The organism is Burkholderia singularis (genome assembly GCF_001718875.1).
Lineage (GTDB): Bacteria > Pseudomonadota > Gammaproteobacteria > Burkholderiales > Burkholderiaceae > Burkholderia > Burkholderia singularis.
In genome coordinates this window covers 2350741-2376250 of the sequence record NZ_CP013448.1, presented here as the reverse complement: position 1 = coordinate 2376250, position 25510 = coordinate 2350741, and the positions used below count along the sequence as shown (strand labels likewise).

Sequence of the window (25510 nt, the reverse complement as noted above, 5' to 3'; positions counted from 1 at the left end):
GCGATGGGCGTGCCGGCCCTCGGATCGGATACGCCGGGCCGCATGCCGCCGCGCATCGCGCCCGGATCTCCCCCCGCGGACGCCGCTGGCTCGCCCGAACCAGGCCCGTGCGCCGGTTCGCCGCCGGAGCGCGGATGATGCGCGACGAAACGCCCGAGCAGCCTGCGCCGCTGCGCTTCGGCTATACGACCGGCAGCTGCGCGACCGTGACATCGCTTGCGGCCGCGCGTCTGTTGCTCGCCGGACAACGCAGCGAGCTGGTCGAAATCGTGCTGCCGAAGGGCCAGCATGTGACGATGCGGCTCGAGTACTGCCGCATGCGCGCTGATGGCCACGCGGAAGCGGGCACCATCAAGGACGCGGGCGACGATCCCGACGTCACGCACGGCGCGCTGGTGTTCGCGCGCGTCGCGCTCGCCGGCGCGCCGGGCGTGCGCTTTCGCGCGGGGCCGGGCGTGGGCACCGTCACGCGCGCAGGGCTGTCGCTCGCGGTCGGCGAGCCGGCGATCAACCCGGTGCCGCGCCGGATGATCACCGAACATCTGAGCGCGCTTGCGGCCGAACACGGCTATGCGGGCGGCTTCGACGTGGCGATCGGCGTCGAGGGCGGCGAGGCGCTTGCGCAAAAGACGATGAATCCGCGCCTGGGAATCGTCGGCGGACTCTCGATTCTCGGCACGACGGGCATCGTGCGGCCGTTCTCGTGTTCCGCGTACATTGCGTCGATTCACCAGGGCATCGACGTCGCCCGGGCCAACGGCATGCACCACATCGCCGCATGCACCGGCAACGCGAGCGAGGACGCGGTGCGCGCGCGCTATGGCCTGCCCGATATCGCATTGATCGAGATGGGCGACTTCGCGGGGGCCGTGCTCAAGTATCTGCGCCGCGCGAGCGTCGCGCGGCTCACGCTGTGCGGCGGCTTCGGCAAGTTCAGCAAGCTTGCGGCCGGCCATCTCGATCTTCACAGCCGCCATTCCAGCATCGATATGCCCCAGCTTGCCCGATGGGCCGCCGATGCGGGCGCGAGCGCGGCGTTGCAGCAGGCGATCCGCGCGGCGAATACGAGCCAGCAGGCGCTCGCGCTCGCGCTCGCGGCGCGCGTGCCGCTTGGCGACATCGTCTGCGCGCACGCGCGCCGCGTGGCATGCGAGATCGTGCCGGCGTCGGTGGCCGTCGAGACACTCGCGATCGACCGCGAGGGCCGCATCGTCGGCGTTGCATCATGAGCGCGCGCCGTATCCTGATGCTCGGCGGAACGGGCGATGCGTTGCGCGCCGCACGCGCGCTCGGCTGGCAAGACGTGTACAGCCTCGCGGGCCTTGGCAAGGCGCCCGGCGATCTCGCCTGCCGCGTGCGCGTGGGCGGTTTCGGCGGGGCCGACGGTCTCGCGCGCTACCTGCGCGACGAGGCGATCGCACTCGTCGTCGACGCCACGCATCCATTCGCCGCGCGCATCAGCGCGAACGCGGCCGCCGCCTGCGATGCGGCGCGCGTGCGCTATTGGGCGCTGCGCCGCGCGCCGTGGCGCCCGAGGCCCGGCGACGATTGGCGCGGCGTCGCGGATTGGGAAGGCGTTGCCGCGGCGATCGCGCCGTTCTCGCGGCCGCTTTTTACGCTCGGCCGCGAGCCGCTCGCCCATCTCGACGAAATCGCGCCGCACCAGCACTGGATCGTGCGCTGTCTCGACGCGCATCCCGGCAACGCGCGCGCGCACGTGCTCGCGGCACGCGGCCCATTTACGGTCGACGGCGAGCGGGCGCTGTTTGCGGCTTGCGGAATCGACGTCGTCGTCAGCAAGAACAGCGGCGGGGCGGCGACGGAAGCAAAACTCGACGTCGCGCGCGAACGGCGCATTCCGGTGGTGATGCTCGAGCGGCCGGCGCTTCCCGATGCGGACCGCGAATTCGACGACGCCACCGCGCTTGCCGACGCGCTCCGTGCATTTCGTGCGGCATGACGCGTGGCGCGCGATGCGTTTTCGGTCCCCTGCAACGCAGGCGCTGTGACGAACATACGTGACAGCACCAGGCGTCGGCGCAACGGCAGCGGGGGCGCACACTGGCGGCCCCGCTGCGTATGCTTGCTGCGACATAAAGGCGATGAGATTGGACACGCGTGTCGCGCGGCCTTTCGCACGCCGGAATCCAATTTTTTGCCGACGAATAACGGAGTCCTGAATGACGGTCTATTTCATTGGCGCGGGGCCTGGCGACCCCGAGCTGATTACGGTGAAAGGGCAGCGCCTGGTGCGAAGCTGCCCGGTGATCCTGTACGCGGGCTCGCTCGTGCCAGCCGCAGTGCTCGACGGTCATCGAGCCGAGCGGCTCGTCAATACGGCCGACCTCGATTTGGACGAGATTGTCGCGTTACTCGCCGATGCACACGCAAAAGGGCAGGACGTCGCACGCGTGCATTCGGGCGATCCGTCGTTGTTTGGCGCGATCGGCGAGCAGATCCGGCGGCTCGATGCGCTCGGGATTCCTTATGAAATCGTTCCGGGCGTGACCGCTACGGCCGCGAGCGCGGCTGCGCTCGGCGTCGAGCTGACGCTGCCGGGCATCGCGCAGACCGTGATCCTCACGCGTTATGCGGGCAAGACGACGATGCCGGAAGGCGAAGCGCTCGCGGACCTCGCCGCGCATCGCGCAACGCTCGCGATCCATCTCGGCGTGCGGCACTTTGCGCGTATCGTCGACGACGTGTTGCCACACTATGGCGCGGATTGTCCCGCTGCAGTGATCTACCGCGCGAGCTGGCCCGATGAGCAGCGCGTGACGGGCACGCTCGGCGATATCGTCGATAAGATCGCGAACACGCAAATCGAACGCACCGCGCTGATTTTGATCGGGCGCGTGCTCGATGCGCAAGGCTTCGACGATTCGACGCTCTATGCGAAAGATTGAACCGCGGGTTCGGGCGCGGCTCGAGCCGCGCCGAAGAAAACCGCATGCGTGATAAAAGTCCGATATGACGCTACGCCGGCCATCCCACACGCGGCATAGCGGCATACGGCGTGCATCACGCGCTGCTGCGCACGGCGGCGGCCGCGTGGGGCGCAAAACGTGCGGCGATGCCGGCCATCACGACGCAGACGGCAGCCATGAAGCTCCAGGCCGGCGACAGATCGGCGACGTTCTGTCGGATCACGCCGGCGACGAATGGAAACAGGCCCGCGATCAAGTAACCGATTCCCTGAACAAAACCCGTCAGCGCGCCGGCCTCGGCCGGATGCGGCGCATGATCGAGCGCGACGATCAGCGACAGCGGAAACAGTGCGCCGATGCCGCAGCCGATCAGCAGCGACGCGGGCAATGCGCCGGCGAGCGGCGCCGCGATCAGAACGATCAGGCCTGCGAACAATGACGCGATCGCGGCGAAAATCGCGGGGCGGCGATCCGGCAGCCGGTCGATGAACGCCGATACGGCGAGGCCGGCGACGACCTCGGCGAGCGTCACGCCGCCGAGCAGGCCGCCAGCCGCCTCGGACGGCCAGCCAAGCGCCAGATAATAAGGCGGCAGCCATGCGAGCACGAGCGTATAGGCGCCCGTGCCGAGGCCGAAAAAAGCGGCCAGCAACCATGCGCGCGCGCCGGGCGTGCTGCGCGCAGCCGTGCGCGATTGCGCGGCACGCGCGGCAGTCGGCGTGGCCAGCGGCCACAGAATGGCCGCCGCGACGGCGGGCAATGCCCAGGCGGCAAGCGCGGGCGCCCAGCCGACCGTGCGCGCGGCAAACGGTGTCGAGACGCTCGCGAGCACGGCGCCGCCCATGATCGATGTCGAATAAAAACCCATGACGCTGCCCGCGCGCGCGGCGAATTGCGCCTTGATGAACGCGGGCAGCAGCGCTTGCACGGCCGCGATGCCAAGCCCCGCGCCCACCGCGGACGCCAGCAGCACGGCGGGCGAATCCGCGCCGATGCGCGACGCGCACGCAAGCGCGATCAGCACGACGCCGAGCCAGACACCCGCCTTCACGCCGGTGCGATGCGCGAGCCATCGCGCGCTCAGCGCGCCCGCGCCCATCAATAAGATCGGCACGGTGGTCAGCAAGCTGGCGGCACTGTCGGATAAGCCGGTTGCACGCTGGATCGTATCGAGAAGCGGCCCGATCGACGCAAGCACCGGACGAAGATTGAGGCCGACCACGACAATAGCGGCAAGCCGCCAGGCGGAAGAATTGAGTAAGCGCATATCGGATGAGCGATGCACGAGGTTGGTTGCCAGCCGCGTACACCGCGTATAATTATCTCGACGTCAAGATAAATTCGGTTTATCTCGACGTCAAGATAACTGGGGCGACGAGGAGGGTTAATGGATCGTGCAGCGTATGCGGTTGAACAATGGCGGCGTGAGCGGCCGGATCTCGATGTGTCGTCGATGATCGTGCTTGGCCGGTTGCAGGAGGCGGCGCTCGTCATCGCGCGCGATGCGCTCAATCCGCTTTTTGCGCGCTACGGGCTGCAGCCCGGAGAATTCGACGTGCTCGCAACCCTGCGCCGCAGCGGCGCGCCATACGCGCTGACGCCGACCGAGCTTTACGATGCGGCGATGATTTCTTCGGGCAGCATGACCAACCGGATCGATCGCCTCGAAAGTGCGGGATGGGTCGAGCGGCGCAAGAATCCCGCGGACGGGCGCGGCACGCTTGTCGCGTTGACGTCCGATGGGTTTGCGCTGATCGACGACGCGCTGGCCGCGCACGTGGACAATCAGCGGCGCGTGTTGTCGTCACTCAGCGATGCGCAGCAGCGTCAGCTCGCGAAGTTGCTAGGCAAGCTGTTGCAAGGGCATGCGGGGAAATAGCGGCACGGTCCGCGGCGGCGGCGGGGTGCGATAACGGCGTGGCAGACCGCCGTTGGGCGGCGCATATGAAACAACGGCTCGTGCGAACGCGTTCGCACGAGCCGCAACGGTGGATTCGCAATCAAAACATCAATGCCAGGCCATCACGAAACCACCGCATCTCGTCGATGAGACGGATTAATAGTGGTTGGCAGGAATGCCAAGCACGTTCAGCAGACCGTTACCAAGATTCACGACCGCCGTGGTCAACACTTCGCCGACGCTGTATGCGAACTGGCCGATCGGCGCGCCCAGACCGAGCGTCAGGACGTTACCGAGGGTTTCGCCGACTTGACCAACGGTCGCGCTCAAATTGCCAAGCGCGTCGAAAATGGTGTTGCCGTTGTAATAGCCGCCGGAAACGTATGCGATTTCTTGCTGGTTGAGCTCTTGCATTACTCATCTCCAAAAAATACCAGATGTCCCATCTGGCAGGGTTGTCGACCTGCAACCGATTTGCAGTTCGAATCATTTTTGTATGCATATGCCGCGGGTATCGCGGCAGATCCACCGCGTTTTGATGACGGTGGTGTGTAGATGCAGAAATAAAGCGTGGCACGCATTGAATTTCCATGTCGAGCCGGTTTGAACTTGATTACGGAAAATAACAAAAGATGTTGCGAATGAAAGTTCGCTGACGCACAAACCGAAAGCATCTCTGGAACGATGCTAAGCATCAGAAATGCGTTGGAGTGGACGCTTTAATTTCTTGTCGAAAAATAGCGTGCATCCACAAAATGACGAGTGGAATCGCATGCCGTCCAGCGATGCCGCGCTGGGAATGCGCTATATGTTTCGGTTATTTGACTGAGTGGCGATACCGGCGCGGTATATCAGCTGGCCATTCGGATTATCAATTGCTCAATATGGATTAATACTTGATCCGAATCCCGGTCGATTGAGTGATTGGAGTTGTGTAAATCGACTTATCCGGTCGTATATTCGGATCAATCCTATGAGTCGCCTATTGATGCTGGGACCGTCATCGAATGGAAGGCGGCGGGAATACCAGCAGGTGACCCCGATGCGCGAACGGGCGTGCGTACCGTTCGCGCAATGCGGCCTTACGTACGCGCGGGGATATTCAGCCCGCGCACAACGGCGGGGCGCGCAACAAACGCATCGAGCGCGCGCGCGACATGCGCATAGCGATCGAAGCCGACCAACTCGCGCGCTTCATAAAAGCCAATCAGATTGCGCACCCACGGGAACGTCGCGATATCGGCGATCGTGTAGGCATCGCCCATGATCCACGCACGGTCCGCGAGGCGGCCGTCGAGCACGTGCAGCAAACGCTTCGCCTCGTCGACATAGCGATTGAGCGGGCGCTTGTCCTCGTATTCGCGGCCGGCGAATTTGTGAAAAAAACCGATCTGTCCGAACATTGGACCAATGCCCGCCATCTGGAACATCAGCCACTGGATCGTCTCGTAGCGGCGCGCCGGATCGGCCGGAATGAATTGCCCCGTCTTGTCTGCGAGATAGAGCAGGATCGCGCCCGATTCGAACAATGCAAGCGGTTTGCCGCCCGGGCCGTGGGGATCGATGATCGCCGGAATCTTATTGTTCGGGTTCAGCGACAGAAAGGCGGGGGACATCTGGTCGTTCGTATCGAAGCGCACCAGATGAGGCTCGTAAGGCAGGCCGGTCTCTTCTAGCAAGATCGATACCTTGACACCGTTCGGCGTCGGCAGCGAGTAGAGCTGAATGCGATCCGGGTGTTGGGCGGGCCATTTCTGTGTAATCGGGAATGCAGAAAGATCGGACATGGGTGGATTTCACTCGTTCGAAGAAACCAGATGGGGCGCCGCCGGCCTGCCGGAAAAACAGGCCGAGGCGCGTCCGTCAATGTAGCTGATCCGGCGCATTGTTGCTCGGTCTTCAAGAGTCGGGGCGCTTGAGGCTTGGTTGAAGCCGCCCGATGGCGGAGCGGGGCCGCGCGTGCCGTTGCCGTTCCGACGAATCGCACGGCGTTTTGTCGTGCTGCGGGCGTGTGCGGCGAGCGTCGCCTAGCCCATGCGGGCGGCGCGAAGGCGACGGTGCGCGGGCGCGCGGAAGGCCAGTCGAATGGCCGGCCGGCTTCGAGCGGCGGACCGCAGCGATCGCACCGTTGCGACAACCCGCTTCAGCGCCTTCGCGGCATGCATGCCGCGGCCGTTCGCAGACGGCCGGTCTCTCACGGCAACCTGTCTGGCACGGATGCGTTACGCCGCCGTCAACGCGGTTGGGGTGCGGCCGCATGCTCGCGCAGCACCGTGATGAACGCGCGCAGCTTCGGCGGAACATGCTTGCGGTTCGCGTAGTAAAGCCACATCGGCGGCAGCGTGCGGCACGCACCGGGCAGCACTTCGCGCAGCGTGCCGCGGCGCAGGTCGTCCTCGATGCGCTCGCGCATGAATACAAGCGCGATGCCCGCGCCCGCGCGCGCGGCCTCGATCACCGCGTCGGTATCGGTGCTGACGAAACGTCCCGCGATGTCGATCTCCACGTCGCGGCGCCCGTCGCGCAACGGCCATTTGTGCAACCGGCCGCTCTTGGGAAAACGAAAGACCACGCACATGTGCCGTGCGAGATCGCCGACCTTCGTCGGCATGCCGTGCCGCGCGAGATAGTCGGGCGACGCGACGAGCGCGCATGTCAGCGCGGGCGCGATCTTCACGCCGACCATCCCCGGTTGCAACCGGTCCGCCAGGCGGATGCCCGCATCGAGCCGCTCCTTGACGATATCGACCAGATGATCCTCGTAGCGGATCTCGATGCTCACTTTCGGGTAGCGCTCGAAGAAATCGGCAAGCACCTCGGCCGTGACGACCCATTTCGCCAGATGCAGCGCGCTGATGCGCAAATGGCCCTCGGGATCGTCACGTGCATCGTTCAGCGCGTTGCGCGCGTCGACGACCTGCTGGTAAGGCTGCGCGACCGCGTCGCGGTAGCGCTGGCCGGCTTCGGTCAGGCTCACGCCGCGCGTGCTGCGGCTAAACAGCTTGACCTTCAATTCGTCCTCGAGCAGTCCGATCGCCAGGCTGACGGCGGCCGGCGTCAAGCCGAGCGCTGCTGCCGCACGCGTGAAATTACCGAACGTGACGACGCTCATGAAAACGTGCAGGCCACCAAGTGGATCGCGTCGTAGAGTCATTAGAAAAACTTGATACTGTTGTGAGCACAATACCGATTCTCTCAGATACCGGCGTTTCCTACACTGGGCACCAGTCGAATCGCAAGGAGCTGCCGGTGTCCACTGAACTTACCCTGGAGCGCGCGTTGCGCGTCGTCGACATCGGCATCAGCCATGCGGCGCGGCTGAACGTGCCCGGCGTCGCGATCGCCGTGGTCGACGCCGGCGCGCATCTGGTTGCGTTCGCGAGGATGGACGGCGCGTTTCTCGGCGCGATCGATTTAGCGATGCGCAAGGCCGGCACGGCCGTGCGGTTTCGCACGTCGAGCGCGGCGCTTGGCCCGCTGTCGGCGGCCGATGGGCCGATTCGCACGATCGAACTCAGCAATGGCGGACTCGCGCTGTTCGGCGGCGGCCTGCCGCTGTTCGACACGCGCGGGCGCTGCGTCGGTGCCGTCGGCATATCGGGCGGCTCGGTCGACGACGACGAAGCGATCGCGCTGACCTGCGCCGAGGCGTTCGCGATCCTAATCAATACGTCACATCATTCGGAATAGGGAGTAATGACATGGCTCAGAAACGCATTCTGATCACGGGCGCGGGCTCCGGTTTCGGGCGTGAAGCCGCGCTGCGGCTCGCCGCGAAAGGCCATCAGGTGATAGCCAGCGTGCAGATCGTGCCGCAGATCACCGAACTGCGTGCCGAAGCCGCGCGGCGCGGCGTGACGCTCGATGTCGTGAAGCTCGACGTCACGTCCGCGCGCGACCGCGCGCAGGCCGCCCATTGGGACATCGACGTGCTGCTGAACAATGCCGGCGCAGGCGAGGCGGGCGCGCTCGTCGATTTGCCTGTCGACATCGTGCGCGAATTGTTCGAAACCAACGTATTCGGCCCGCTCGAATTGACCCAGCAAATCGCGCGCGCAATGATCGCCCGGCAGCGCGGCAAGATCGTGTTCGTCTCGTCGATCGCGGGCTTGATTACCGGCGCGTACACGGGGGCGTATTGCGCATCGAAGCATGCGCTCGAATCGGTGGCCGAGGCGATGCACCAGGAGCTTGCATCACATGGAATCCAGATCGCAATCGTCAATCCGGGGCCGTACAACACCGGCTTCAACGATCGGATGGTCGAGACGCCGAGCCGCTGGCTCGATCCGGCGCGCGATGTGGCAACGCCTGCCCAATTGAAGTTTCCGCTCGATCAGTTCGATCCGGAAGAGATGATCGAGAAGATCGTCGAGGTGACGGAAAGCGACGGCGGGCTGTTGCGCAATCTGCTGCCCGCCGCGATCGAACAGTTCGTGCGCGACGAGCAGGCGCATGCTTGGACGCGTCGCCAGAACGGCGAGGCATGAAGGAGCACGAGCCCCGTCAGCAACGGCAGCGGGCGGAGGCGGGCGCCCGCTGCCGTGTGTGGTTATCGTTTATCCGATCAAACGGATTCCGACCAAACGAGCCGCGCCAACGGTACGGCTGATCGCGATCCGCGCGCGGCAATGGGCGCCGCGCGCGCTATCGCGGCGCACGGCAACGCATCCCGTGCACACGGCTGCTGACACGGGTGCCTGCCCGGCCGTCCACAATCGCGACGATATCCGGCAATGCGCCGATTACCGCGTCACGGCCCGTCCGCGCCGCAAACTCGATGGCTGCCTCAACCTTGGGCCCCATCGAGCCGGCGGCGAAGCCGAGCGTCTCGAGCACATCCGGGTGCGCGGCTTCGATGCGCGCTTGCGTCGGTTTGCCCCAGTCGACATAGGCGCCGTCGACGTCCGTTGCGATCACGAGCAGATCCGCTTGCAGTTCACGCGCGAGCAGCGACGCGCACAGATCCTTGTCGATCACGGCCTCGACGCCGCAGAGTTTGCGGCTTGCGTCGTAGCGCGTCGGAATGCCGCCGCCGCCCGCGCAGATCACGATCGCGCCGTGCTCAAGCAGCCACTTGATCGGGCGGATCTCGAAGATGCGCCGCGGCTTCGGGCTCGGCACGACGCGGCGGAACTGGCCGCCGTCGGGCGCGATCTGCCAGCCGTGCTCGCGTGCGAGGCGCTCGGCCTCGTCGCGCGAATAAACGGGGCCGATCGGCTTGGTCGGATGCGCGAACGCCGGATCGTCCGGATCGACCTCGACCTGCGTGAGAAGCGTCGCGAACGGCACGTCGGGCGGCAGCAGATTGCCCATTTCCTGCTCGATCAGATAGCCGATCATGCCTTCCGTCTGCGCGCCGAGCACGTCGAGCGGATACGGCTCGACGTCCGCATACGCGGCGCTTTGCAGCGCAAGCAGCCCCACCTGCGGCCCATTGCCATGCGCGATCACCAGTTCGTTGCCGGGGGCGATTTGTGCGATCTGCTCGGCCGCCGTCCTCACGTTTTGCCGCTGGTGGGCTTCGGTCATCGGCTGATTGCGCTGCAATAGCGCATTGCCGCCCAGTGCGATGACGATACGCATCGTGTTTCTCCTCGATTCTTAAAAGACCAACGGCAATGCGCCGCCGCGTGACCGGCTCAAATGTCCCCGAGCGTCGCGACGAGTACCGCCTTGATCGTGTGCATCCGGTTTTCAGCCTGCTCGAATGCGATGCAACGGGGCGATTCGAATACGTCGTCCGTCACCTCGATGCCGTTTTTCAGTTGCGCATAACGCTCGACGATCTGCTTGCCAACCTTCGTGTCACAGTTGTGAAACGCGGGCAGGCAATGCATGAAGCACGTGCGCGGATTGCCGGTCGATTCGATCAACTGACGATTTACCTGATAGGGCAGCAGCGCGGCGATCCGCTCGTCCCATGCATCGACGGGTTCGCCCATCGATACCCACACGTCGGTATGAATGAAGTCGACGCCCTTGACCGCGTCGTAAGGGTTGTCGGTCAGCGTGATCCGCGCGCCGCTTTCGGCGGCGAACGCGTTGCATTGCTCGACGAATTCGGCGGCCGGCCACAGCGATTTCGGCGCGCCGATGTGCACGTCCATCCCGAGCTTCGCGCCGATCAGCAACAGCGAATTGCCCATGTTGTTGCGTGCGTCACCGAGATACGCGTAGCGGATATCGTGCAGCGGCTTGTCGCTGTGCTCGCGCATCGTCAGCACGTCCGCGAGCATTTGCGTCGGGTGATATTCGTCGGTCAACCCGTTGAAGACCGGCACGCCCGCGTATTTCGCCAGTTCCTCGACCGTCTCTTGCGCGAAGCCGCGATACTCGATCGCGTCGTACATCCGGCCGAGCACGCGCGCGGTGTCCTTCATGCTTTCCTTGTGGCCGATCTGCGACGACACCGGATCGATGTAGGTGACGTTCGCGCCTTGATCGTGCGCGGCCACCTCGAATGCGCAGCGCGTGCGGGTCGAGGTTTTTTCGAAAATCAGCGCGATGTTCTTGCGGGCAAGATGCGGCTGCTCGGTGCCGCTATATTTCGCGCGTTTCAAGTCGCGGGCGAGATCCAGCAGATAGCGCAGCTCGCGCGGGCTGTGATGAACCAGACTCAGCAGATGGCGGTTGTGCAGGTTGAAGCCCATCGAATTTCTCCATGAATGATTGGAAATGCGTGCGGCGAAACCGCACGCATCAGGCGCTCAGTAGTCGACCGCATCGCGCAGGACAGGGCAGGTCATGCAATGGCCGCCGCCGCGTCCGCGGCCGAGTTCGCTCGAGCCGATCGTGATCACCTCGACGCCCGCCTTGCGCAGCAGCGTGTTCGTGTAGGTGTTGCGGTCGTACCCGACCACGACGCCGGGCTCGATGCAGACCATGTTGTTGCCGTCGTCCCATTGCTCGCGCTCGGCGGCGAACTCGTTGCCGCCCGTCTCGACGGTGCGCAGCGCCTTCAGGCCGAGCGCTTGCGCGACGACCTCGACGAACGGCCGCTCCTCGCGCACGATGTCGATGCCGCCGCATGCGCGATCGTCCGGGCGCAGCGTGAACGGCACGATACGTTCGACGACGTCGGGAAACACCGTGACGAGATCGCGGTCGCAGAAGCTGAATACCGTGTCGAGATGCATCGACGCGCGCGAGCTGGGCAGCCCGGCGACGATCACGCGCTCGGCCGCGCCCTTGTCGAACAGCGCTCGCGCGAGCTGTCCGATCGCCTGCTGCGACGTGCGCTCGCCCATGCCGACGAGCACGACGCCGCGGCCAAGCGGCATCACGTCGCCCCCTTCGAGCGTTGCCATTCCGTGATCGCGGTCGGGATCGCCATACCAGATGTCGAACTGTGAATCGGCGAAGTGCGGGTGGAACTTGTAGACCGCCGCGACGAGCAGCGTTTCCTGGCGGCGCGCGGGCCAGTGCATCGGATTGAGCGTGACGCCGCGATAGATCCAGCACGACGTGTCGCGCGTAAACATCATGTTCGGTAGCGGCGGCAACACGAACGACGCCCGGCCGAGATAGCCGCGAAACAGCGCCAGTGCCTTCGAATCGTCGCGTCCGGTGATGTCGCTCGCGGCGACGCCGCCGATCAGGAATTCGGCCAGCGCACGCGGCTCGAGGCTTTCCAGCCACGCGCGCACGTCGTCGACGAGACCGATGCCGACGCTGTCGGCGGTGATCTTGCGATCGAGAATCCACTTGAGCGCGACGGGATTGGAAACCGTCTCGGTCAGCAGATTGTGCATTTCGAGCACTTCGACGCCGCGCTCGCGCATCTTCGACACGAAATCGAAATGGTCGCGCTTTGCCTGATTGACCCACATCACGTCGTCGAACAGCAGTTCGTCGCAATTGCTCGGCGTCAGGCGCTGATGCGCTAGACCGGGCGAGCTGACGAGCACCGTGCGCAGCTTGCCGACCTCGGAATGGACGCCGACTTCAGGGGCATGAGTGGCTTGGGTCATATCGGATACCTCCTGGTTCAAAGGGGACTCAAAGGGTGAGCAGACCGCGTTCGAGCGCGTAGGCCGCCAGCACGGCGGCGGCAACGACCGCGGCGAAAATGAGCTTCTCGAGCGGCTTGAAGACCGGCTGGCCGATCTCGCGCTTGGCTTTCGCGAAGAAGAACGCACCCGGCGCATACAAAAGCGCCGACAGCAGCAGATATTTGATGCCGCCCGCATACAACAACCACGCCGCGTACACCACGGCGAGCGCGGCGACGAACGCGTCCTTGCGCCGCTCGCGCGTGCGTTGCGCATAGGTTTCGCCGCGAATGCTCAGAAGCAGCGCATAGGCGGCCGACCAGAAATACGGGACGAGAATCATCGACGTCGACAGATAGATCAGCGACAAATAGGTGCTCTGGGAAAAGAGCGTGACGAACAGGAACACCTGCACCATGCCGTTGGTGATCCAGAGCGCGTTCGCTGGCACGTGGTTCGCGTTCTCGCGGCGCAAAAACGCGGGCATCGTATGATCCTGCGCGGCCGAGAACAGAATCTCCGCGCACAGCAGCACCCATGACAGCAGCGCGCCCGCCAGCGAAATCACCAAGCCGACGCTGATCAGAACCGCTCCCCAGTGGCCCACCACGTGCTCGAGCACGGCCGCCATCGACGGGTTCTGCAGCTTGGCCAGCTCGGGCTGGGTCATGATGCCGAGCGACAGCACGTTGACGAGCACCAGCACGAGCAGCACGCCGACGAAGCCGATCACGGTCGCGCGGCCGACGTCGCTGCGCCGTTGCGCGCGCGCCGAGAAGATGCTCGCGCCTTCGATGCCGATGAATACCCAAACCGTCACGAGCATCGTGCCGCGCACCTGGTTGGTCACCGAGCCGAGCGACGCATTGGCGTGGCCCCAGATATCGGCGCTGAACACGTCGAGCTTGAACGCGAACAAGCAGATCAGCACGAACACCGCGAGCGGCACCACTTTCGCGATGGTCGTCACGAGATTGACGAACGCCGCTTCCTTGATTCCGCGCAGCACGAGCGCATGCACGGCCCACAGCAGCACGGATGCGCACGCGATCGCCACCGGCGTATTGCCTTGGCCGAAGACCGGGAAGAAATAGCCGAGCGTCGAGAACAGCAGCACAAAGTAGCCGACGTTGCCGAGCCACGCGCTGATCCAGTAACCCCAGGCGGACGAGAAGCCCATGTAGTCGCCGAAACCCGCTTTCGCATACGCATAGACGCCGCCGTCGAGCTGCGGCTTGCGGTTCGCGAGCGTCTGGAACACGAACGCGAGCGCGAGCATGCCGGCGGCGGTAATCGCCCAGCCGATCAGCACCGCGCCCGCGCCGGCTGCGGCGGCCATGTTTTGCGGCAACGAGAAGATGCCGCCGCCGATCATCGAGCCGACGACGAGCGCGGTCAGCGCGCCGAGCCGCAACTTGCGCGCGGCGGGTTGCTCGACGGTGTGGGGTACCGCTTCGGTATGGGTTGTTTCGGTCATGATTTTTCCTCGAGGATCGGCGCTCGCAGCCGGTCGCGGCGCGCACGCGGCCCCCGCGGCTTCGCATGTGGCGCGAAGCGCGTAATCGGCGGTTTGCGGCGTTGATCGGGCGGAGCGCGCTGCGGTGAAGAGCGTGCCGTGCCGGGCATGCTCGGGCGCATTCGGGCGTTGTCAGCGCAATGTCGTCATCGGTGTGCTCCTGGCGACGGCCTGTCGCTTCGATGCCGTAAATCGGCGGCGTCGCTGAAATCCCAGAACGCGAAAGTGCAGCGGGTGATTCGGCATCCTGTCCAATACATGTCGTGCCAACGGCCGCGCATTTGCGCAAGTTCGAAACTGCCGACGCCGTCGATCTCGGTCAACGCATTGGATGACGACGCCGACGGAGCGACAAACCGAATGCCGCCGCTGTGCTTTTTCGTATATTTGAAAATGAAATCCCGCAATGCATCGCGCGTGAGCGTCGGCAGGATGTTTTCGATGTAAAGCCGCATCGATTGCTCTTCAAACTCGCTTTCATTGTTTTGATTTTTCCCGATTCCGGGCCGGCGGGAAACGAGTCGAACGGGGATCTATGTTATCGATCAAGAAATCGATAAAGGTCGATGCGGGAGGCGGGATTCGTGCTATGACGGAAAAATCGCGGAGCGGGTTTCGGTGACCGTCGCGGAACCGGCGCGCCGTGCGAGTGGGCGCGGCGCGCCGGCCGTTCGGCTTGCACCGCCGCGATGCCGATGTCTGACGAGTGCCGTGATGGCGATTGCCGGTGTGGGCGCGTGGGCGGGGATATCGGCGGCCACGGCAGCGATCGTGTCGACGCTAGTTGCCGCCGCCGTTGCGCTGCCCCATGGCGGCGGGCGCGATCCGGCGGCCTGCCGTGCCGAGCGCGTCGTAAATCAGCACCGCGAGCAGCGCGACGACCAGGCCGCCTTGCAAGACAAACGCGGTATTCGACGTTTGCAGCCCGGCGATGATCACGTCGCCGAGCCCCTTGGCCGCGACGCTCGAGCCGATCGTCGCGGTACCCAGATTGATCACGACCGCAAGCCGGATGCCGTTCAGGATCACAGGAAATGCAAGCGGCAGCTCGATCCACATGAGCCGCTGCAGCGCGTTCATGCCCATGCCGCGCGCGGCGTCGATCGCGTCCGCGGGCACTTCCGACAAGCCTGCGATCGTGCTTTCGAAAACCGGCAACAAACCGTACAGCACCAGCGCGATCAGCACCGGCGTCATGCCGAAGCCGACGGCGGGCACCGCGAGCGCGAGCACCGCCACCGGGGGAAACGTCTGGCCGATATGCACGACGCTGCGCGCGACCGGCAGAAATTCCGCGCCGGCGCGCCGCGTGATGAAGATCCCCGCCGCGAGCGCGAGCGCCGCGCCTGCGGCACTCGCCGCCGCGACGGTCGCCAGATGCGCAAGCGTCAGATCGAGCAGGCTCGCGCGCCGGTAGATCACGGGCGCGCCGTTGTCGGCGAACGGCGCGAACAGCGGCTCGAGCCAGTCCGGCCGCAGGAGCAGCACGGCGAGCAGCGCGAGCGCGGCGATGCGCACGGCGATATGAAACGCAGCCGCGCCGATCCGGCGTCGCGCGGCAACGGTGGGAGGCAAGCGCATCATTCCGGCCGCTTCGCTTGGGCCGCGATCGCGGCGAGCGTGATCCGCGTGGCGGGTGCGCCGTGGGCGCCGCGCACCGGCAGCGCGCTCGCGCCGCGCCACAGCAGCTCGGAAATCGCATCGCGCAAGCTGAGCGTGGGCGCGATCGGCTCGCCGGGCGCGTCGCCCGGCTCGGCAAGCTCGTCCACGCGGACGAGCGACAGCAGCCGCAGCGGCCGGTCGACTCCGGCAACCAGCCGTTCGACGACGCCCGGCCGCGGCCGCCCGAGAATCTCGGCGGGCGAGCCGGCTTGCAGGAGACGCCCGGCATCCATCACGGCGATTTGATCGCCGAGGCGCAGCGCTTCGTCGATGTCGTGCGTGACGATGACGATCGTGATCCCGAGCCGCCGTTGCAGTGCAATCAGATCGTCCTGCGCCTTGTTGCGGATGATCGGATCGAGCGCGCCGAACGGTTCGTCCATCAGCAGGATCGCCGGCTCGGCGGCAAGCGCGCGCGCGACGCCGACGCGCTGCTGCTGGCCGCCCGAGAGCTGATGGGGAAGCTTTTTCGCGTAGGTCGCATAGTCGAGTTCGAACAATTCGAGCAATTCGCGCACCCGCGCGTCGATGCGCGGCGCATGCCAGCCGAGCAGACGCGGCACCGTCGCGATGTTGCGCTCGACGGTCCAGTGCGGAAACAGCCCGTGGCCCTGGATCGCGTAGCCGATGCCGCGCCGCAGCGTTTCGGCCGGTACGCTCGCGGTGTCGACGCCGTCGACGCGAATCGTGCCACTCGTCGGCACGATCAGGCGGTTGATGGTGCGCAAAAGCGTCGATTTGCCGCTGCCGGATGCGCCGACGAGCGCGGTCACCGTGCCGCGCGCGACGCTCAGCGACACGTCATCGAGCGCGACGACAGGGCGGTGCCCGCCGCCGGGTTCGTCGAAATACCGGCTCACGCGTTCGATTTCGATCATCGGCGTGCTCCTTTCGCGAGTTCGGTCATCGCTTCGAACAACACGGCCGAGACGAGCGCGAGCGCGATCGTCGGCAATGTGCCGAGCAAGACGAGATCAGTGGCCGACTGGCCGATTCCTTGAAAAATGAAGGTGCCGAAGCCGCCGCCGCCGATCAGCGCGGCCACCGCGGCAAGCCCGATGTTCTGCACCAGCACGATCCGCACGCCGGACAGCATCACCGGCAGCGCAAGCGGCAACTCGATCGAGACGAGCCGCTCGCGATCCGTCATTCCCATCGCGCGCGCGGCCTCGACGACCGCCGGCGGCACCTGCGCGATGCCGACGACGACGCTCGATACGATCGGCAGCAGCGCATACAGGAACAGTGCGATCAGCGCGGGCGTCACGCCGATGCCGGAGACGCCCAGCCTGGCCGCAAGCGGCACGTGCGCAGCAACGAGCGCGAGCGGCGCCATCAGGAGTCCGTACAACGCAATGCTCGGGATCGTCTGCACGACGTTCAGCAGCGGCAGCAGCGCGCGCTGCAGCGTGGCCGAGCGCACGCAGCCGATGCCGAGCGGCACGCCGAACGCGATCGCCGCGGCGACCGAGCCGGCGACGAGTTCCAGGTGCCTGATGGCTTCGTTGCGAAAAGTGTCGGCGCGTACTGCATATTCCTGCATCACGGACAGCCCGTCCCACGCGCCGCTCAACACGAACGCGGCGCTCGCCGCGACGGCGGCGCCGAGCGCGGCGAGCCGTTTGCCCGGCGGCAGCGCGACGCGCGCGAGCGCATCGGCGATCAGCACCGCGAATGCGAACAGCAACAGCCACGCGCCCGCCGCGGGCGATACGCGCGCAAGCGGCGTATCGGACGTGACGAGATAAGCGGGTGCGGCGCCGAGCGCGATGCATAACACGACGATGAGCGCGCCGCCGGCGGCCGCGCGCCATGCGGGCGGGCTGCGCACGAGCGCGAATGCCGCGCCCGCGGCCCACAGCGCGGCGAGCGCGTACCCGGCGGGCGCGGGGAACACCGCGCCGAGCGCGAGCGCCTTGCCCGCGACGATCCGGTTCGCGCGCCAGGTGACGAACGGTTCGGCGAATGCGGCTATCGCAACGAGCGCGGCGATCAGCACGCCAACTTTGTCGATCCTGATACGCGGCGCGCGGGCGCCGTCCGGTGCGGGCGCGGGAGCCGGCAGGCCGCCCGCGCCCGCCGTGCGGTTCGTCATTTGACGAAGCCTTTCGCTTTCAGATAGCTCGCGGCAACGCCCGCGGCCGGCTCGCCGTTGATCTGGATCCGTGCGTTGAGCGTTTGCAGCGTCTTCAGATCGAGGCTCGCGAATACGGGGCGCAGATAGTCGGCGATCTGCGGATGCGCTTTGAGCACGGCCTCGCGGATGATCGGCGCGGGCGCGTAGACGGGCTGCACGTGCTTGTCGTCGTCGAGCACGCTCAGGCCGGTTGCCGTGATGCCGCCGTCGGTGCCGTAGACCATCGCCGCGTTCACGCCGTCCGTCTGCTGCGCGGCCGCCTTGATCGTCGCGGCGGTGTCGCCGCCCGACAGCACGAGCAACTGCTCGGGCTTGAGCTTGAAGCCGTAGGTTTTTTCGAACGACGGCAGCGCGGAGGCGCTGTTGACGAACTCGGACGATGCCGCGAGTTTCACCTTGCCGCCCGCGCTCACCCATTTGCCGAAATCGCTGAGCGTGCTCACATGCTGCGCGCGCGCGACGGTGCCCAGCAGCGCGATGCCCCAGGTGTTGTTCGCGGGCGCGGGCGCGAGCCAGACGATCCGGTTCGCCGCGTAGTCGAGCTGTTTGGCGAGCGCATAACCCTGCGCCGCGTTTTTCCACGCGGGATCGTCCGCCTTGTTGAAGAAGAACGCGGCGTTGCCGGTGTATTCGGGATACAGATCGATTTCGCCGGTGGTGAGCGCCTTGCGCACGATCGGCGTCGCGCCCAGGCCGATCTTGTCGACGACGGCGATGCCGTGCGCCTTCAGCACCTGCGCGATCAGATTGCCGAGCAGACTGCCTTCGGTGTCGATTTTCGACGAGACGGTCACCGTGTCGGCGGCGTGCGCGCCGCTCGCGGCGAAGACGAGCGCGGCGGCTGCCGCAGCGGCGCGCAGGCATTGGGTGAAGCGGGACATCTTCATCAGACTGAAACTCCGGTTTATTCTGTCAAGGCAGATGAAAGGATGCGACGGCATCGCCCCGCCGCGGCAAAGCAGGGCAAAATGGCTGATCGCAAGCGGCAAGGGTGCAAGTTACTTGAGCGCGCGCGCTTTGGCAAACCGGCGCGCTTGCCCATGCATGCCGAATGCGGTCTGCCGGACACTGCGGGAGGCTGCGCAATTCATTCGGACAGCGATACAATCCGGCCGTCGGGGCCGCGATTCGGCTGGCCGGGCACGGCGCCGGATTGCGTCGCCTGCGTCCCACGGTGTCGCGGCGGAGGGGTTTTCCGCGGGCTTTTTCGCCGGTTGCAATCGACTTGCCATCAACGTCATCAAGGAGCGTTCATCGTGAGCAGCGATCCCCATGTCACGCGCCATAGCGCCCCGCAAAATATCTACGACGACGCTTCTTTCTTCGAAGGTTATCGCGCGTTGCGGCAAGGCGACGCCGGCCTGAACGGCGCGCTCGAGTTCCCCGCGCTCAAGCGTCTGCTGCCCGATCTGACGGGCCTTGCCGTGCTCGATCTCGGCTGCGGCTTCGGCGATTTCGCCCGCTACGCGCGGGCTCATGGCGCGGCATCGGTCACGGCTATCGACATTTCGTCACGCATGCTCGAGGCCGCGCGCGAGCGTTCCGACGACCACGCGATCGTCTATTTGCAGCGCTCGATCGAAACCTACCATGCGCCTGCGCGCGCGTTCGATCTTGTCGTGTCGTCGCTTGCGCTGCATTATGTCGAGGATTACGCAGGCGTTGTCTCCCGCGTTTATGAGGCGCTGCGCTCGAACGGCCGTTTCGTGTTTTCGGTCGAGCATCCGCTCTGCACCGCGTACCCGGTCGGCTGGGTGCGCGACGACGACGGCCGCAAACAGCACTGGCCTGTCGATCGCTACCGGCAGGAGGGGCGGCGCGACACGCGCTGGTTCGTCGATGGCGTGGTCAAATATCACCGGAGCATCGAGACCTACGTGAACACGCTGCTCAAAGCGGGCTTCACGCTCACGCATCTCGGCGAGCCCGCGCCCGTGCCTGAAGCGCTGGCGGTGCGGCCCGATCTCGAGTCGGAGTGCCGCCGTCCGCCGTTTTTGTTCCTCGCGGCGGCGCGCGCGGGAACCTGAACCGGCGCATGGCCGATTCGGCAAACGGCCGGCGCGTACACGACGCTGCTCTCCGATGTTTGCATGCGATGCGCGTGACGCACGGATATTCGGCGGGCATCGCGCGTGTGTCGATTGCGTTCGCTTTCGTCTGACTTGTTCGAATAGACCATGCATCGCACGTATGGCGCGCTCATAGGTGCATTCAATTGGCCATGGGATTTTGTCTGTTTTTCAATAAGCGTCCGCGCCCAAGCCGTTTTGTCCGTTTTCCTCCCCCACTGAGAGCAAACATGGTCCAGAACCGCGTCGACGAAGTCGTTCAGGCGATCGCCTTGGAAACGCACACACCCGCTGAAGCGGTGCTCCGGTTGTATGAAGAAACGCTCGCGCAATACAGCGAGGGCGCATTGATTCGCGATTATTTGACCGTGCTCGTCGCCAAGCGCGTCAGGCAGACACTGCGTCAGCGCGACCAAGCGCATTGAGCCAGGCGCCATCGCACGCGCGGCGCGCCGGCGCCGGGCGCTGATGCCTGATTAAGTTAAACGCTGAATACGTAACCACGAATTCAGCGCGAGTTGATTCGACATCCCAACTATCTGAATTCTCGACGATGCCGAATCGATGACGCTGCACGAACGTCTGCGGCCCGGCAGATCGTTCTTGACTATTCACAGCCCGCCGCCTAGCTTAATTTCAAAACCGCATGCCGTGCATCGCTGCTGCCGCGGCATCGATCGATAGCTGCTTTGCTTAAGGGGCCCATCATGTATGGGATGGTCGCTGCATCAAAACAGACCGTGCCGCTCATTCGGTCTCGGGCCTCTGGTCATCCCAATTCCTTCGATAACCCGTTGCGACAATTCACTGCTTCGCCGCATCGCCGCGCGAAGACGGGGGAAACGCGTGCCAGTGCCGGCCGCCTTGTCGAACGGGCCGTTGTCTTGCGAATCGATCCGCTCGCTTCGTAACGATCCGTTGTCCGTTGGCCTGCGCCGGTAAGCCGGGCTGGCTGCTTGAACCATCAGCGCTGTACGGCGTCCGCAGGGTGGGCTGCATGGGCGCCGAGTTCGAATGGAGGTGTGCGATGCCTGTTGCCGTCACCTATCCCGGCGTCTACGTGCAGGAAATTTCGAGCGGCGTGCGCACGATCACCGGCGTTGCAACGTCGATTGCCGCGTTCGTCGATTTCTTTGCCGCAGGACCGATGAACCGGGCCGTGCCAGTGTTCAGCTTCGCGGATTTCGAGCGCCAGTTCGGCGGCCTCGATGCGCGTAGCGAAGCGAGCTACGCGATTCAGCAGTTCTTTTTGAACGGCGGCACCGAAGCCTACGTCGTGCGTGTGTCGTCCGTTACGCCGGGCAACGCGGCGGTGGCGGCGGCGATCGCGATGGCGGCCGCGCCGGGCGATGCGCAGGAGGTATTGACCGCGACCGCGGCCAGCGCCGGCATAAGCGGCAACGGCCTGCGCATCGATATCGATTACGCCGCGGCGGACCCCGGCACGCAGTTCAACCTGCGCGTCACGCAGCTCAATCCAGACGGCAGCGCGGCCGCCAGCGAAACGTTCCGCAACCTGATCGTTTCGGCCGGCCAAGCAAACGACGCGGTGGCCACGGTCAATGCCGGATCGCAGCTGATTCGGCTTGCCGCATCGGCGAGCGGGCAGGGCAAGCGCCCCGCGCGCACCGGCACCGTGAGCGGCGCGATCGGCGATATCGGCGCGCTGAAGCTTGCGAAGACCGACACGGTCGACGTGACGTTGAGCGGCCACGCACTCGGCACCACCGACGCATTGGGCGATCCCGCGCCGACGACGATCGACGCGCTCGCGCAGAAATTGCAAGGCCTGTTGCGCGGCCTGACCAAGGACGGCGCCAAGCCGCTCGCGAACGCGACGGTCGGCGTGGTGCGGCTGTCGCCGGCGCAGCAGTATCTGGTGGTGAAGGCGGGCACGCCGGTGGCCAGCGACGTGGTCGGCCTGTCGAACAGCGCCGATGGCCTCGCGAAAAAACTCGGCTTCCAGCCCACGGACCAGAACGTTCAGCAATACGCGCTCGGTGGCGCCGCCGTGCAGGATCAGTTTCTGCCCGTCGATCCGACGTCGGCGTCAACGCCGCCGGCACGCGTGCAGCAAGCGGGCAGCGACGGCACGCTCGACATGAACGCGGACGCGGCCGGCTTCGCCGGCGGGCTGCTGGGCGACGCGGCAAAGAAAACCGGCATGCAGGCGCTGCTCGACGTCGATTTGTTCAACATTCTGAGCGTGCCCGCGACGATGAACCTGCCCGACGGTCAGGCGCTGGCCGTCGCGATGGGCGCGATCGAGCTGTGCACGGCGCGGCGCGCGATGTATCTGCTCGACGTGCCGCAAGCCGATGCGAACCGCGATACGGTGCCCGCGATCATGCAGTGGCTCGACGCGAACGCGACGCTGCGCAGCCGCAACGCCGCGCTCTATTTTCCGCGCGTCGATATTCCCGATCCGATCAACGCCTACCGGCCGCGCCAGGTATCGCCAAGCGGCACGGTCGCGGGCCTGTGGGCGCGCACCGACGCCGCGCGCGGCGTATGGAAGGCGCCCGCGGGCACCGAGGCGAATCTTGCCGGCGTGCGCAAGCTCGAATACACGCTGACCGATCCGGAAAACGGCGTGCTCAATCCGCTCGCGATCAATTGCCTGCGCGTTTTCGCGCAGACCGGGCCGGTTTGCTGGGGCGCGCGCACGCTCAAGGGCGCCGATCAGATCGCCGACGATTACAAGTACATTCCGATCCGGCGGCTTGCGCTATACATCGAGGAGAGTCTTTTCCGCGGCACGCAATGGGTGGTCTTCGAGCCGAACGATACGCCGCTTTGGGCGCAGATCCGGCTCAACGTCGGCTCGTTCATGCAGACGCTGTTCCGGCAGGGCGCGTTTCAGGGCGCCACGCCTCAGCAGGCGTACTTCGTTCAGTGCGACGCGAGCACGAATCCTCAAGTGACGATCGATCAGGGAATCGTCAACATCGTCGTCGGATTCGCGCCGCTCAAGCCGGCGGAGTTCGTCGTGATCACCGTCCAGCAGATCGCCGGACAACTGGCGAGCTGAGGAGGCATCATCATGGCCGAATTCACCGTCAACGCACAACGCTTCGATCCGTACAAGAACTTCAAGTTCAGGATCAAGTGGGATGGCAAATATGTCGCCGGCGTCAGCAAGGTCGGCATGCTCAAGCGCACCACCGAGGTCGTCAAGCACCGCGAGGGGGGCGATGCGTCAACGAGCCGCAAATCGCCGGGGCGCACCGAGTTCGAGGCGATCACGCTGGAGCGCGGCGTCACGCACGATGCCGAGTTCGAAGCATGGGCGGGCAAGGTGTGGAGCGTCAATCACGGGCTGGGCACCGAAGTGTCGTTGAAGGATTTCCGCAAGGACATCCTGATCGAGCTGTATAACGAAGCCGGCCAGCTGGCGATCACCTATAAGGTGTACCGCTGCTGGGTGTCCGAATATCAGGCGCTGCCCGATCTCGATGCGAACGCGAACGCGGTCGCGATCCAGCATATCAAGCTCGAGAACGAAGGGTGGGAGCGCGACGTTTCGGTTTCCGAACCGACTGAGCCGAGCTTCACGCCGCCTGCGCTCGGCTGAGCGCGCGGCGCCCCTTATCCTCGATGACGGAGTGCGCAATGGCGCATGCGATAGTCGATCGTCCGCCGATGGCCGGCGCCGATGCGTCCGCCCCCTATGCGGCGATCGCGCCCGCCGCGGCCGACATGCTGGAGGCTTGGGAGCGCGGCCGCGCGTGCGATGCCGTCGAACGCGGGCTGATCCTGTTGTCGCTGGCTTGCCCGCACTGGCCTGAACGGGCGCTGATCTCGACGAGCCTGGGCGAGCGCGACCGGCATTTGCTCGCGCTGCGCCGCGTGATGTTCGGCGCGCGGCTCGCGGCGCTGGCATCGTGCGACGCCTGCGGCGAGCCGCTCGAACTCGACGTGCCGATCGACGCATTGCTCGCGGCGCTGCCGCCTGCGCTCGAGCACGATCCGCTCGCGTGGCGGCGCGGCGATGGCATCGAGCTGCGCATGCGTCCCCCCGACAGCGGCGATCTGCGCACGGCCGCGCACGACGCCGGCGAAGACGGCGGCGACGAAGCCGCGGCGCGCGCGCTGCTGCGCGGCTGCATCGTTTCGGCGCGGCGCGACGGTGAGCCGTTGGACATCGCTGCATTGTCGGACGATGTGCTCGACGATGCCGCGCAACACCTCGCGCATGCCGATCCGCACGCCGATTTGCGGCTCGCGGCGATTTGTTCGGCGTGCGGCGCGCGCTCGCATGCGCCGCTCGATATCGTGGCTTACCTGTGGTCGGAGCTGGACGCATGGGCCGGGCGCACGCTATGGGAAATCCATACGCTCGCGTGCGCCTACGGCTGGCGCGAGCATGACGTGTTGTCGCTCGGCCCCGCGCGCCGCGCGACATACTTGAGCCTGGTGCTCGGATGAACGGCTATCTCGTCACGTTGGTTTCGCGCGCTCGCGGGCATGCCGCGCCGGTTCATGCGCGTCCGCGGCTGCGGTCCTGGTTCGAGGACTGGCCCGATGCGTTCGCGCCGGCCGCGCCGCAACAGGCAGATGCAAGCGCGCCGCAACCGGCAACGTACGGCGCGCGCGACGGTTCGCGGCCATCCGGCGAGCCGCGCGCGGCGGCACAGCCGGAGCCGGGGCGCGGCGAGGGCGGCGCGGATGCGCTCGACGCATTCGGCACGCCGCGCATGCGGGCATCGGCATCGAGTGCGGCACGCGGGCACGGCGAGCCTGCGCAATCGGCATGGCAAGCGGATACGGCAAGCGCCGTGACGCCGGCTGCGGGCTTCGCCGGGCGGCCAACGCAACGCGCCGCGCCGAGCGACGAGCACGAGCCGCTTCAATCGTTTCGCTCGCCGAAACATCATGCGGCAGACGACAACCCGATCGCGCATGCGCCGCACGCGGCCGCGGCCATGCCGGACGCGCATGATCCGGCTTCTGTCCGACCGGCGCGCACGGTCTCCCACGCGCAGCCCGCACGCGCGACGCCTGCGAATACGTCCGTCCACGCATCGGCGCAAGCTCTGGCGGCATCGCCGCACCCGATTGCCGCGCACGCGCCGCCACGCGCATTCGACGCCGCGTCGCGCGGCGCGCGTGCCGAAACGACGGTCGTCGTCAACATCGGCCGCGTCGAAGTGCGCGCGACGCCTCAGTCGAACGCTCACCGTGCGCACGACGCGCACGGTGCGCCTCGCGCGATGACGCTCGACGAATACCTGCGCCGCCATGGCGGGCGATGACGCTGTGCCTATCGCTTCTTCATCACGCCGCTTGCCGCCCACACGCCACC

The 25510-nt window shown here is 65.9% G+C and carries 24 protein-coding genes; 12 read left to right on the top strand and 12 right to left on the bottom strand.

The features are described from left to right. Positions 1-134: 134 nt before the first annotated feature. The 3 genes from AQ611_RS10560 to cobM all read left to right on the top strand — a co-directional run bounded on the left by AQ611_RS10560 (position 135) and on the right by cobM (position 2906). Positions 135-1229: a cobalt-precorrin-5B (C(1))-methyltransferase gene (locus AQ611_RS10560; protein WP_069234494.1), complete on the top strand. Its 1095-nt coding sequence runs from the start codon at positions 135-137 to the stop codon at positions 1227-1229. Beyond that, positions 1226-1960, top strand: coding sequence for a cobalt-precorrin-6A reductase (locus AQ611_RS10555; protein ID WP_069234493.1), 735 nt, complete (start codon positions 1226-1228; stop codon positions 1958-1960). Before AQ611_RS10560 ends, AQ611_RS10555 begins: the two co-directional genes overlap by 4 nt. 220 nt (positions 1961-2180) lie before the next feature. Beyond that, positions 2181-2906 carry a precorrin-4 C(11)-methyltransferase gene (cobM, locus tag AQ611_RS10550; protein WP_069234492.1) on the top strand — a complete coding sequence of 242 codons (726 nt, stop codon included), beginning with the start codon at positions 2181-2183 and terminating at the stop codon, positions 2904-2906. 115 nt (positions 2907-3021) lie between these two features. Here the strand turns inward: cobM and AQ611_RS10545 are convergent, their stop codons facing one another. Beyond that, entirely contained in the window at positions 3022-4194 is a 1173-nt protein-coding gene (locus AQ611_RS10545; protein ID WP_069234491.1) for an MFS transporter, read from the bottom strand. Positions 4195-4314: 120 nt separating this feature from the next. Here AQ611_RS10545 and AQ611_RS10540 point away from each other — a divergent pair, with 120 nt between their 5' ends. After that, positions 4315-4806 (top strand): MarR family winged helix-turn-helix transcriptional regulator, encoded by a 492-nt coding sequence (locus AQ611_RS10540; protein ID WP_069234490.1) that lies wholly within the window; start codon positions 4315-4317, stop codon positions 4804-4806. Positions 4807-4983: 177 nt separating this feature from the next. Here the strand turns inward: AQ611_RS10540 and AQ611_RS10535 are convergent, their stop codons facing one another. The 3 genes from AQ611_RS10535 to AQ611_RS10525 all read right to left on the bottom strand — a co-directional run bounded on the left by AQ611_RS10535 (position 4984) and on the right by AQ611_RS10525 (position 7981). Continuing rightward, on the bottom strand, positions 4984-5241 hold the full coding sequence (locus tag AQ611_RS10535; protein ID WP_069234489.1) for a hypothetical protein: 258 nt from the start codon (positions 5239-5241) through the stop codon (positions 4984-4986). 668 nt (positions 5242-5909) lie between these two features. Further along, positions 5910-6614, bottom strand: a complete 705-nt coding sequence (locus tag AQ611_RS10530; RefSeq protein ID WP_069234488.1) for a glutathione S-transferase N-terminal domain-containing protein — start codon at positions 6612-6614, stop codon at positions 5910-5912. Positions 6615-7060: 446 nt separating this feature from the next. Beyond that, entirely contained in the window at positions 7061-7981 is a 921-nt protein-coding gene (locus AQ611_RS10525) for a LysR family transcriptional regulator (protein ID WP_069234487.1), read from the bottom strand. A gap of 95 nt (positions 7982-8076) precedes the next feature. On the opposite strand from AQ611_RS10525, the gene AQ611_RS10520 reads away from it, so the two are divergent. Next, positions 8077-8517: a GlcG/HbpS family heme-binding protein gene (locus AQ611_RS10520; RefSeq protein WP_069234486.1), complete on the top strand. Its 441-nt coding sequence runs from the start codon at positions 8077-8079 to the stop codon at positions 8515-8517. Positions 8518-8528: 11 nt separating this feature from the next. Next, entirely contained in the window at positions 8529-9317 is a 789-nt protein-coding gene (locus AQ611_RS10515) for an SDR family oxidoreductase (RefSeq protein WP_069234485.1), read from the top strand. 157 nt (positions 9318-9474) lie between these two features. On the opposite strand, the gene arcC is transcribed toward AQ611_RS10515, so the two are convergent. From arcC to osmF, 8 genes are all read right to left on the bottom strand, one after another. After that, on the bottom strand, positions 9475-10413 hold the full coding sequence (gene arcC, locus AQ611_RS10510) for a carbamate kinase (protein ID WP_069234484.1): 939 nt from the start codon (positions 10411-10413) through the stop codon (positions 9475-9477). Positions 10414-10469: 56 nt separating this feature from the next. Continuing rightward, positions 10470-11480: an ornithine carbamoyltransferase gene (locus AQ611_RS10505; RefSeq protein WP_069234483.1), complete on the bottom strand. Its 1011-nt coding sequence runs from the start codon at positions 11478-11480 to the stop codon at positions 10470-10472. Positions 11481-11537: 57 nt separating this feature from the next. Continuing rightward, on the bottom strand, positions 11538-12800 hold the full coding sequence (gene arcA, locus AQ611_RS10500) for an arginine deiminase (protein WP_069234482.1): 1263 nt from the start codon (positions 12798-12800) through the stop codon (positions 11538-11540). A gap of 28 nt (positions 12801-12828) precedes the next feature. After that, entirely contained in the window at positions 12829-14298 is a 1470-nt protein-coding gene (gene arcD, locus AQ611_RS10495; RefSeq protein ID WP_069234481.1) for an arginine-ornithine antiporter, read from the bottom strand. A gap of 819 nt (positions 14299-15117) precedes the next feature. Continuing rightward, a complete protein-coding gene (locus AQ611_RS10485) occupies positions 15118-15918 on the bottom strand; it encodes an ABC transporter permease (protein ID WP_231935963.1) in 801 nt (266 codons plus the stop codon). Continuing rightward, positions 15918-16877: an ABC transporter ATP-binding protein gene (locus tag AQ611_RS10480; protein ID WP_069234480.1), complete on the bottom strand. Its 960-nt coding sequence runs from the start codon at positions 16875-16877 to the stop codon at positions 15918-15920. Before AQ611_RS10480 ends, AQ611_RS10485 begins: the two co-directional genes overlap by 1 nt. Further along, a complete protein-coding gene (locus AQ611_RS10475) occupies positions 16874-18094 on the bottom strand; it encodes an ABC transporter permease (protein WP_069234479.1) in 1221 nt (406 codons plus the stop codon). Before AQ611_RS10475 ends, AQ611_RS10480 begins: the two co-directional genes overlap by 4 nt. After that, positions 18091-19023, bottom strand: a complete 933-nt coding sequence (osmF, locus tag AQ611_RS10470; protein WP_069234478.1) for a glycine betaine ABC transporter substrate-binding protein OsmF — start codon at positions 19021-19023, stop codon at positions 18091-18093. The genes AQ611_RS10475 and osmF overlap by 4 nt, the downstream gene beginning before the upstream one ends. Before the next feature lie 369 nt (positions 19024-19392). Here osmF and AQ611_RS10465 point away from each other — a divergent pair, with 369 nt between their 5' ends. From AQ611_RS10465 to AQ611_RS10440, 6 genes are all read left to right on the top strand, one after another. Continuing rightward, positions 19393-20163 carry a class I SAM-dependent methyltransferase gene (locus AQ611_RS10465; protein WP_069235247.1) on the top strand — a complete coding sequence of 257 codons (771 nt, stop codon included), beginning with the start codon at positions 19393-19395 and terminating at the stop codon, positions 20161-20163. 272 nt (positions 20164-20435) lie between these two features. Beyond that, a complete protein-coding gene (locus AQ611_RS10460; protein WP_069234477.1) occupies positions 20436-20630 on the top strand; it encodes a DUF3562 domain-containing protein in 195 nt (64 codons plus the stop codon). A gap of 602 nt (positions 20631-21232) precedes the next feature. Beyond that, complete coding sequence (locus AQ611_RS26335) at positions 21233-23236, top strand: phage tail sheath C-terminal domain-containing protein (RefSeq protein ID WP_069234476.1); 2004 nt, start codon at positions 21233-21235, stop codon at positions 23234-23236. A 12-nt stretch (positions 23237-23248) separates the two neighbouring features. Next, complete coding sequence (locus AQ611_RS10450) at positions 23249-23779, top strand: phage tail protein (protein ID WP_069234475.1); 531 nt, start codon at positions 23249-23251, stop codon at positions 23777-23779. A 38-nt stretch (positions 23780-23817) separates the two neighbouring features. Continuing rightward, a complete protein-coding gene (locus AQ611_RS10445; RefSeq protein WP_083237292.1) occupies positions 23818-24633 on the top strand; it encodes a hypothetical protein in 816 nt (271 codons plus the stop codon). Further along, complete coding sequence (locus AQ611_RS10440) at positions 24630-25460, top strand: hypothetical protein (protein WP_069234474.1); 831 nt, start codon at positions 24630-24632, stop codon at positions 25458-25460. The genes AQ611_RS10445 and AQ611_RS10440 overlap by 4 nt, the downstream gene beginning before the upstream one ends. Positions 25461-25510 lie beyond the last annotated feature (50 nt).